General features: G+C 66.7%; 4 protein-coding genes. 3 read left to right on the top strand and 1 reads right to left on the bottom strand.

Going from position 1 to position 7,961, the window contains the following annotated elements; translation table 11 throughout:
• Positions 1-121: 121 nt before the first annotated feature.
• Entirely contained in the window at positions 122-700 is a 579-nt protein-coding gene (locus QHF83_RS14735; RefSeq protein WP_282418457.1) for a hypothetical protein, read from the bottom strand.
• Positions 701-1,226: 526 nt separating this feature from the next.
• On the opposite strand from QHF83_RS14735, the gene QHF83_RS14730 reads away from it, so the two are divergent.
• The 3 genes from QHF83_RS14730 (at position 1,227) to QHF83_RS14720 (ending at position 7,949) form a co-directional block, all read left to right on the top strand.
• Complete coding sequence (locus tag QHF83_RS14730; RefSeq protein ID WP_282418456.1) at positions 1,227-2,114, top strand: ABC transporter ATP-binding protein; 888 nt, start codon at positions 1,227-1,229, stop codon at positions 2,112-2,114.
• 12 nt (positions 2,115-2,126) lie between these two features.
• Positions 2,127-5,735: a M1 family aminopeptidase gene (locus QHF83_RS14725; RefSeq protein ID WP_282418455.1), complete on the top strand. Its 3,609-nt coding sequence runs from the start codon at positions 2,127-2,129 to the stop codon at positions 5,733-5,735.
• 165 nt (positions 5,736-5,900) lie between these two features.
• On the top strand, positions 5,901-7,949 hold the full coding sequence (locus tag QHF83_RS14720) for a KUP/HAK/KT family potassium transporter (RefSeq protein ID WP_282418454.1): 2,049 nt from the start codon (positions 5,901-5,903) through the stop codon (positions 7,947-7,949).
• Positions 7,950-7,961: the final 12 nt, after the last annotated feature.

Genomic DNA, 7,961 nt, shown 5'->3' with positions numbered 1-7,961 from the left:
TCGATGAACTGCGCATCGCGCAGTTCATCGACCACGAGTCCAGCGCTTGCGCTGGTCCGGGTCCAGGGGTGGACAACCCCTGGTCGGGGTCCGGGGTGAAACCCCGGCGCTGCGCTGCAACTCAGAATGCGCCTGCCACGCCGAGCACCGTGTGACCTGGGCGAACGTCGACCATGGGCACGAGGGAGTCGAGCATGCCCGTGGCCCGTCGGGCCGTGTGCGGCTCGGGGGGTTCGTAGGTCGAGAGGAACGCCGCATCGATCCCCACGCCGATCGCGGCGCCCACGTAGCTCATGGCCAGCATGTACTGAAAGTAAAAGCCGTCGCATTTCTCGAAGATGCACCCGACGGGCAGGGAGAGGCCGAGGGCCGTCCCCGTGATTCCGAGGTTCATCCCGAGCACTGCGAAGCCTCGGCCGACCCGCCCGTGTTTCCAGTGCACGATCGGCCCGCTGAGCACCATGCCGGTGAGCGCAGGCGGCCAGGCATACACGTGCACGTTGAAGAGCGCCGCCGGAAAGGTCCCCACGCCGAGCGACGCGCCGGCGATCGTCAGCGTTTGCCAGCCGTACCAGACCTTGCGGGGCTGCTCGGCGGGCAGGACGACGTAGGAGGGCGGGGCTGCCTCCGCGGCGGCGGCGGACGTCGCGACGGCGAGGGCCGTCAGGATGGATGCCAGAAAGGGTCCCCGGATGCGCATGTCGCCTCACGAAGGAGCGTCTCCGGAGCTGGCGCGGATGTCAATGAGGCGCCGCTTCCAGGCGATCGAAGCGACCGCCGCGCCGGGGCGCCGCCCCGGACCCCGCGGGGGCTATCCGCCCCTCGACCCGGACCAGGGCAAGCCCTGGACTCGGGGGGGAAGAACTGCGCGATGCGCAGTTCTTCCCACAGGCCGGTGGCAAGACCTGGGACAACGTTGCCCGTCACGGCGGTCTCGGCTGGCAGGGTCGTCGTTGGTCTTGACCTGGCCTGTTCGATGAACTGCGCATCGCGCAGTTCATCGAACACGGGTCCAGCGCTTGCGCTGGTCCGGGTGCAGGGGCGGATAGCCCCTGCTGGGGCCTGGGGCAACGCCCCAGCGCGGCGGCCTCCACCATTTGGAGCACGACTGGCGCACGGAGCGCGGTTGACCGCTGCGCGAGGAGCGTGTACGCGAACGCGGAAAATATCGGTTCATTGGCCCCAGGACAGCAGGGCTGTCCATGGGCTTTCTCGGGCAGGGAGCCATGCTCGCCATCCGCAACCTCAGCAAGACCTATACGAACGGCGTCCACGCGCTGAACGACGTCACCCTCGACATCCCGCGCGGCATGTTCGGACTGCTCGGGCCGAACGGCGCCGGCAAATCGTCACTGATGCGCACGCTGGCGACATTGCAGGAGGCTGACAGCGGCACGGCTACCCTGGAAGGTGTCGACGGCAAGACCATCGACGTGCTGCGTGACAAGGACGCGGTGCGGCGCCAGCTCGGCTACCTGCCGCAGGATTTTGGTGTTTATCCCAAGGTGAGCGCGGAGGACATGCTGGAGCATTTCGCCGTGCTCAAGGGGCTGACCCAGCGCAAAGAGCGCCGTGAGATCGTGGATGGCCTGCTCCGGCAAGTCAACCTGTGGGACGTGCGCAAGCGCAAGCTCGGCACGTACTCGGGCGGCATGCGGCAGCGCTTCGGCGTCGCGCAGGCGCTCCTGGGAAGTCCGCGCCTCGTGATTGTCGACGAGCCCACGGCTGGCCTCGATCCCGAGGAGCGCAATCGTTTCCTCAACCTGCTCGCCGAGATCGGCGAGAACGTTGCGGTGATTCTGTCCACGCACATCGTCGAGGACGTCACCGACCTTTGCCCGACCATGGCCATCTTGAACAAGGGCCGGGTGCTGCTGACGGGAAAGCCGAGTGATGCGATTGCAGCGCTCGAAAACCAGGTCTGGCGCAAGCAGGTCACGAAGGCGGCGTTGCCCGAATACGAGGCGCGCCATACCGTGCTGTCGACGCGGCTGATGGCCGGCCGACCGGTGATCCATGTGTTCAGCAGCGAGCCCCCGGGGGACGGCTTCGAAGAGGTCGCGCCGAACCTCGAGGACGTTTATTTCCAGCTCCTGCGCGTGCAGGCCACCTGACGTAGGGCTGCCATGATCCGTGAACTCTTTCGCTTCGAGCTGCGCGAGCAGCTCCGTTCTCCGCTGCTCTGGCTCATCGCCGGCTTGTTCGGATTGCTGGCCTTCGGGGCGGCCGGCAGCGAGGCCGTCCAGATGGGCGGGAGCATCGGCAACGTCTTCCGCAATGCGCCGACGGTGCTCGCCACCTGGCTCGCGCTGTTCACCTTGCTCGGGATGCTGGTCATCACGATCTTCATCAACAGCGCTCTTTTGCGCGATTTCGACCAGGGCACCGCGGAGCTGTTCTTCACCAGCCCGATCCGCAAACGCGATTACTTGCTGGGCCGGCTCGGCGCGGCGCTCACGGCGAGCCTGATCGTGTACCTCGTGATCGGCCTCGGCATGTTCGTGGCTCAATTCATGCCTTGGATCGATCCTGCGCGCCTCGGGCCGGTATCGCTCAGGCCCTACCTGTGGGCGTTCGGGGTGTTCGTGATCCCGAATCTGCTCTTCACCGGTGGGCTCCTTTCGCTGATGGCGGTGGTGACACGCAGCATCCTGTGGGTCTACATCGGCGTGATCGCGTTCTTCGTGCTGTACGGCGTGAGCTCCGCGCTGCTGCGCAACCTCGACAACGTCTGGGCGGCGACGTTGATGGATCCGCTCGGCACGCGCGCCCTCGAGCGCACCATCCGCTACTGGTCGGCGGAGGAGCGCAATACCGGCCTGCCGGCGATGGGGGGCTACCTCCTCGGCAACCGCGCGTTATGGACCGCCATTGCCGCGGCGCTGTTCGCGGCGACGTTCGCGCTGTTCAAGACCGAGCGCAGCGGCACCGGTCGCCGGCGCTGGGGCCGGAAGGCGAAGGTCGAGGCGCTCGCCGCGGCGGATCTCGCGGCCCGGCCCGTCGCCGTGGCGGTGGTGCAAAGGCCCGAGCCCGTGTTCACGACCCGCACGGTGTGGCGGCAGCTCCTGCGCCAGCTGCGCTTCGACACCGCCTCCGTGCTCCGCAGCGTGCCGTTCCTCGTGATGCTCGCGTTCGGCATGGCCAACTTCATCCCGACCGCGCTGCTGCGCCGCACCATGTATGCCACACCGATTTACCCGGTGACGTCGCAGATGCTCTCTGCGCTGCAGGGCAGTTACAGCTTCCTGCTGGTGATCATCGTGCTGTTTTATGCCGGCGAGCTCGTGTGGAAGGAGCGCGGCGCGAAGATCCACGAGGTCACCGACGCGATGCCCGTGCCGAGCTGGGTGCCACTCCTCGCCAAGTTCGGGGCCCTGCTCGTGGTGATCGCCGCGTTCCAGGTCATCGGCGCGGTCACCGCGATGCTCATCCAGCTCGCCAAGGGGTATACCCAGCTCGAGCCGCTCTTGTACCTGAAGACGCTGACGCTCGACTCCAGCGTGTACGTGCTGATGGGCGGCATGGCGTTGACCCTGCAGGTGCTCAGCAACAACAAGTTCGTCGGGTATGCGCTGCTGATCCTCTTGCTCATCCTGCAGACTGCGCTCGGCCTGATCGACTTCAGCCATCATCTCTACAACTTCGGTAGCTGGCCGATCGCGCCGTATTCGGACATGAACGGGTATGGCCATTTCTTGTCGCCGCAGCTTTGGTTCCAGGGGTACTGGGGCCTGCTCTTGCTTGCGCTGCTGCTCTTGTCGGTGGCGTTCTGGGTGCGCGGCAGCGTCGGCAGCCGGCGCGAGCGCTTCGTGGTGGCGCGGGAGCGGCTGCGCGGACGGCTCGGTGCGGCGTTCGCACTGAGCTTGCTTTCGTTCGCGGCCGTGGGCGGCTTCCTGTACTGGAACACGAACATCCGCAACGAGTACCGCTCGCCGGAGCAGAAGCTCGACCTCGCGGCGCGTTACGAAAAAGAATACGGCGCCTACAAGAATCTGCCGCAGCCGAAGATCTTGGCCTCGTCCACGCAGATCGACCTGCGCCCCGAGACGCAGGTCCTGCGCGTCGATGGGGTCTACCGCGTGCATAACCCACACGCCTCGCCAATCCACGAGGTGCACGTCACCCTCGACGACGACAAGGCGCTCGTCGCGATCGACTTCGGCGGCGCCGAGCTCTTGAAGCACGAAGCTCCGCTCGGCTACCGCATCTACCGCCTCGAGCGCCCGATGCTGCCGGGCGAGGAGCGGGAGGTACGCTTCAAGCTCGACTACCACCCGAATGGCATCACCAACGAGCTCTTGCAGACGCAGATCGTCGAGAACGGGAGCTTCTTCAACAACCGCATGTTCCCGCAGTTCGGCTACGACGAGCGCGCCCAGCTCGACGACCGGAACGACCGCCGCAAGCGCGGGCTGGGTGAGCCCACCCGCATGCCCAAGCTGGAAGACCAGGCGGCGCGCGCGAGCACCTATATCGGCGACGATGCCAATTGGCTCGACTTCAAGACCACCATCTGCACCGCGCCGGATCAGATCGCGCTCGCGCCGGGCTACCTGAAGGAGGCGTTCGAGCGCGACGGCCGTCGCTGCTTCAGCTACGCCATGGACCGGCCGATGCTGAACTTCTATGCCTTCCTGTCGGCGCGCTGGCAGGTGAAGAAGGGGTTTTACAAGGAAGGCACGCCCGAGCAGATCCCGATCGAGATTTATTACGACCCCAAGCATCCGTACAACGTCGACCGGATGATCGAAGCGGTGCGCAAGTCGCTCTCGTATTACGAAGCGAACTTCACGCCGTACCAGCACCGCCAGGCGCGGATCATCGAGTTTCCAGGGTACGCGAGCTTCGCCCAGAGCTTCGCCAACACCATCCCCTACTCGGAGTCGATCGGCTTCATCGCCGACCTGCGCGACGACAGCGCCGTCGATTACGTCTTTTACGTGACCGCGCACGAGATCGCGCACCAGTGGTGGGCGCACCAGGTGATCGGCGCCAACGTGCAGGGGGCGACCGTGCTTTCGGAGTCGCTTTCGCAGTACTCGGCGTTGATGGTGATGGAGCAGGAATACGGCCGCGCCAAGATGCGACGTTTCCTCAAGGAGGAGCTCGACAAGTACCTCGCCGGCCGCGGCGGCGAGCGGGTCGAGGAGCTGCCGCTCTATCGGGTGGAAAACCAGCAGTACATCCACTACCAGAAGGGATCGCTGGTGTTCTACCGCCTGCGCGAGGAGATCGGCGAGGCCGCGCTCAATCGCGCGCTGAAGAAGTTCCTGAAGGACAAGGGATACCAGAACCCGCCGTACACGACGTCGGCCGAGCTTCTGGAGTACATCCGCGCCGAGGCCGGTCCGGCACACCAGGCGCTGATCACCGATCTGTTCGAAAAGATCTGCTTCTACGACAACCGGGTGCAGGCAGCGACCGCACGCAAGCGCAGCGACGGCAAGTACGACGTGACACTCGAGCTGTTCGCGGACAAGCGTTACGCCGACGGCAAGGGCAAGGAGACGGCGGGCGAGCTCGACGACTGGATCGAGGTCGGCGTCTTCGCGCGCGGCAAGTCAGGCGAGGACGCGGACGAAGAGGTGCTGTACCTGGAGCGCCACCACGTGACCACGCAGCACCAGGAGGTGACCGTCGTGGTCGACGCGGAGCCCTATGAAGCCGGCTTTGACCCGAACAACAAGCTGATCGACCGCGTGTCATCGGACAACCGCAAGCGCGTGGACCTCTAGGCCAGGACGGTACGCTCGCCGTCCCCGCGCGGGAGCCCTGCCTCCGCCCCCGCTCCCGCTTCCGCCCCCGCCCGCTTGGGTGTAGCGTCGCCCCCCGCGATGAACGACGACCAGACCCCAGCTCCGGGAGCGGCCTCGCCCGCTCCTCCCGAGCCGACCCATGCCATGGCCGACGAACCCAGCATCGTGGGCGCCTTCCAGGTCCACGAGGCAGCCGCCGCCGCGGCTGCCGCCGACGCCGCCGCCGACGCCGCTGCCGCCGCCTCGGCTGCCGCGCAGGGCGCCCACGCCGACGGCCATGCCCACGGCGGAGCCGGTCACGGCCATGGACACGGACATGCCCCCGGCGCCCTCCCGGGCCTCGTCCTCGCGGCGCTCGGCGTCGTCTTCGGCGACATCGGCACGAGCCCCCTCTACGCCGTCAAGGAGTGCGTCACCGCGCCCCATGGGGTCAAGGCCAGCCCCGAGAACGTGCTCGGGCTCCTCTCCCTCATGTTCTGGTCGCTCAGCATGGTCGTCGCGGTGAAATACCTCACCTTCGTCCTCCGAGCGGACAACGAAGGCGAGGGCGGCACCATGGCGCTGCTCGCGCTCGTGCCCGAGAACCTCCGGCCGAAGAACAAGATGCACATCGGCTGGATCGCGGCCCTCGTCCTCTTCGGCGCCTCGCTCCTTTACGGCGACGGCGTCATCACCCCGGCCATCAGCGTCCTCAGCGCCGTCGAGGGCCTCGCGGTCGGCGCGAGCTCGCTCAAGCCCGCGGTCTTGCCGATCACCGTCCTCATCTTGCTCGGGCTCTTCTGGGTCCAGAAGCGCGGGACCGCCGGGATCGGCAAGATCTTCGGGCCGATCATGATCCTCTGGTTCCTCACGCTCGGCGGCCTCGGCGCTTATTACGTCGCCAAGAACCCCGCCGTCCTCGCGGCCATCAATCCCGCGCACGCCGTCACGTTTTTCCTCGCCAACAAGTGGCACGCGTTCGTCATCCTCGGCTCCGTCGTCCTCTGCGTGACCGGCGGCGAGGCGCTCTACGCGGACATGGGGCATTTCGGCCGCAAGCCCATCACCTATGCCTGGTACGGCATGGTCATGCCGTCCTTGGTCCTCAACTACTTCGGCCAGGGCGCGCTCCTCCTCCAGCACCCCGAGGCGGCGGCCAATCCCTTCTTCTCCCTCGTCCCCAAGGGCCCGGCCACGTACGCGCTCGTCGCGCTCGCCACCGCGGCCGCCGTCATCGCCTCGCAGGCCATGATCTCCGGCGCCTACTCCCTCACGCGGCAGGGCGTGCAGCTCGGGTTCTTGCCGCGCGTCCAGGTCAAGCACACCTCCTCCGAGACCGAGGGCCAGATCTACGTCCCCGAGGTGAACTGGGCCCTGTTCGCCGCTTGCATGGTGCTCGTGCTCTCCTTCCGGGAGTCGTCGAAGCTCGCCTCGGCGTACGGCCTCGCCGTGACTGGCTCCATGACCATCACGTCGATCGTCTTCTTCGTCGTCGTGCGTGAGCGCTGGCACTGGTCGCTCGCGAAGGCGCTGCCCCTGCTCCTGCTCTTCCTCACGTTCGATCTCGCGTTCCTCGGCGCGAACCTGCTCAAGTTCTTCGATGGCGGTTACGTGCCGTTCCTCATCGCCTCGATGATCTTCGTGTGCATGGCGATCTGGCGGAAGGGCCGCACGCTGCTCGGGCAGGAGTTCAAGAAGCGCACGCGGCCGCTCTCCGAGGTGCTGGAGGAGCTGCGCACCGGAAAAACGGCCGCCCGCGTGGACGGCGCCGCGGTCTTCCTCACGTCGAGCGCCGAGGAGGCGCCGCCCGTCCTGCTCCACCACGTCAGCCGCAGCAAGGCCCTGCAGAAGGTGGTGCTGCTCGTGACCGTGATTCCCGAGCGGATCCCGCGCGTCCCGCCGGAGAAGCGGGTCGAGGCCTCGCTCATCGCCGACGACTTTTACCGGATCATCTTCCGCTCCGGCTTCATGGAGGACACGAACGTGCCGGTGCTGCTCGCCGTCGCCAAGGCCAAGCTCGGCCTCCGGATCGGGCCGGACGAGACCACGTACTACCTCGGCCGCGAGACCCTGCTCGCCACGGGCAAGGGGAAGATGGACAAGGCCTCCGAGACGATCTTCGGCTTCCTGTCGCGCAACGCGACCGGGGCGACGAACTTCTTCAACCTGCCGCCCGAGCGCGTCGTCGAGCTCGGCATGCAGCTCGATCTTTGATGCCCGCGCTTC

The sequence above is a fragment of the Polyangium sp. 15x6 genome (genome assembly GCF_029960785.1).
Lineage (GTDB): Bacteria > Myxococcota_A > Polyangia > Polyangiales > Polyangiaceae > Polyangium.
This window is presented reverse-complemented; position numbering and strand designations above follow the sequence as displayed.

Coding starts and splice junctions, on each gene's coding strand:
- QHF83_RS14735 (WP_282418457.1), bottom strand. CDS start 700: ATGCGCATCCGGGGACCCTTTCTGGCATCCATCCTGACGGCCCTCGCC.
- QHF83_RS14730 (WP_282418456.1), top strand. CDS start 1,227: ATGCTCGCCATCCGCAACCTCAGCAAGACCTATACGAACGGCGTCCAC.
- QHF83_RS14725 (WP_282418455.1), top strand. CDS start 2,127: ATGATCCGTGAACTCTTTCGCTTCGAGCTGCGCGAGCAGCTCCGTTCT.
- QHF83_RS14720 (WP_282418454.1), top strand. CDS start 5,901: ATGGCCGACGAACCCAGCATCGTGGGCGCCTTCCAGGTCCACGAGGCA.